The 2,201-nt window shown below is 70.2% G+C and carries 2 pseudogenes; both read left to right on the top strand.

Annotation, left to right across the window (positions count from 1 at the left end):
• A pseudogene (locus tag AC1D01_RS31215) lies at positions 1–1,825 on the top strand (AAA family ATPase); the annotation flags it as partial.
• A pseudogene (locus AC1D01_RS31210) lies at positions 1,822–2,201 on the top strand (hypothetical protein); the annotation flags it as partial. The pseudogenes AC1D01_RS31215 and AC1D01_RS31210, both read left to right, overlap by 4 nt.

Here is a 2,201-nt window from a genome sequence, read left to right as displayed (position 1 = left end):
GGTCAAGCATGCGAAGGAGCTCGACGCGCTGGCCTCCATCGAAGGCGATGCGGGCCAGTTGCGCGAGCGGGTCCAGCAACTGGAAGCGAAGAAACAGGCGCTCGGTGCCGACTGGCAGCGATTGAGCGACCAGCGGGCCGACGCCGCGCGCGCCTTGTCGGAGCTGCAGGGGCACCACGGAGGGAAGGGCCCGCCCGACGTGGTGCGCTTCCGCAAGACCTTGAACGACGCCGGAATCGCCCACCACCTGCTGGTTGACGTGATCGAGATCACCGACGACGCGTGGCGTGCCGCCGCTGAAGGCGCGCTGCGTGGCGCGCGGTGGGTGGTGGTGCTGCAGCGCGCCGCCGACGAAGCGCAGGCGATGGCGCTGGCTGAACGCGAGCGCTATCGCCACTACGTGGTGGCCGACGCCGAAGCGGCGCCGGTCAAGCCGCCGGCAGGAAGCCTGCTGGAGGTGCTGAAGTTCAGCGCAGCGGCGCCCGGCTGGCTGTTGCGCCAGCTGGCGCACATCCAGCGCGTGGACAGCACGGCCCAGGGTGCACGGCAGGGCGGCGAATGGATCACGCCACTCGCCTACCACCGCGATGGCCGCGGCGGCCGGAGCGTGTGGGTCGACCCCGGCGATCACCAGTTCGGCGCGGCGGCGCTGGCCTCGCGCCGGCAGTCGATTGATCGAAGGCTGTCGCAGTTGGATGACCAGCTCACCCAGGTGGCGCAGGAGCAGCACGCGGTGCAGCGGCAGTTGAGCGATGCGCAGCAGGCGGCCCAGGGTCACAAGGCCGTGGAGGAGCTCGCGCGCCGCAGCGAGGAGTTCGCGCAGGCGCGCAGCGCATTGCCCGAGCTGACGCGTGTACGGATCGCGACCGGTCAGCGCTGGCAGGAGCTGGACCGGCAGTTCACTGCCGCGGTGGCCGCGCAACGCACCAGCCAGTACGACTACGAACAGGCGCAGCGCCGCCTGCAGGACAGCGAGTCGCGCAGCGCGCAGCAGCAACACGACTGGACCGAGCGCCACGACGGGCTGCGCAGCCGCATCGCCAACTCGCAGAAGGACAGGGCGCGCTTCCCCGCACGCTGGATCGCGCCGGTGCAAGTCGACGCACTGCGCCAGCGCTACGGCAATGCGACGCAGGCGAAGCTGCGCAACGAGGCCATCGAGGCCGAGCTGGCGCAGGGCCATTGGGAGACCGATGCCAGCGTCGAGGAGAAGCTGACGCTGATGACGGCCGCCGTGCGACAGCAGGAAGGCCAGCTCGGCGATCGCAAGGCCAGCAACGAGGCGGCGCGCGTGGCGGTCGACAACGCCCGCGCACGCTACATCGACGTGCTGCGCGCCACGGTGCGGCGCTACCGCAAGAACATCACCGAGCTCGGCCAGCTGGCCGGCGTGGAGGTGAACGCCGACCTGCCGCACCTCGACAACGACGACACCGTGCTGAAGCAGGCCGAGCTGAAGGTGCACTTCAACTTCGACGGCAAGGGCAGCATCGGGCTGAACGACGGCGAGGCCTCGGGCGGCCAGCAGGTGATCAAGTCGCTGATCCTGCTGGTGGGCTTGATGAAGGACGACGAGACGACCGGCGGCTTCGTCTTCATCGACGAGCCGTTCGCCCACCTGGACGTGCGCAACATCCAGCTGGTGGGGCACTTCCTGAAATCAACGCGTGCGCAGTACGTGCTGACCACGCCGATCACGCACAACGTGGAGGTGTTCGAGCCGGCCGACATCACGCTGGTGACCTCGAAGAAGCAGAAGGGCGCGCGCTGGGCCCCGCCGATCGGCGTGCTGCAGCGGCGGCAACCGGTGTCGCCGATGCCATGACGGGCGAGGTGGTCACGCGCTACCCGGCCGCGAAGCTCAGGGAGCGGCGCGTCGAGGCCTCGGCGCCGCCGGCTGCGCTGCCGCTGCTGGGCCTGCCGCAGCGCGAGATGCTGACGCGCTGGGCGCGTGCGGACAGCCTGACGCGGCAGTGGCTGCCGCTGCTGCGGTCGGAGGAGTCGCGCGCGTCGATCGAGGAGGTGGAAGACCTCGCGACGCTGCTGCTGAACCACGGCTGGATCAGCGTCACGGATCGCCAGGGCAGGAACGGCTGGCTGCGGCAGGCTATCACCTGGCTGCACCTGCCGGCGTTGAAGCAGCTGCTGGGGCTGGGCACGCTCGAATCGCGGCGTGACCAGCGTGCGGAGCTGCTGCAGGC

It is taken from the genome of Rhizobacter sp. P3_B12, assembly GCF_056402895.1.
This window is presented reverse-complemented; position numbering and strand designations above follow the sequence as displayed.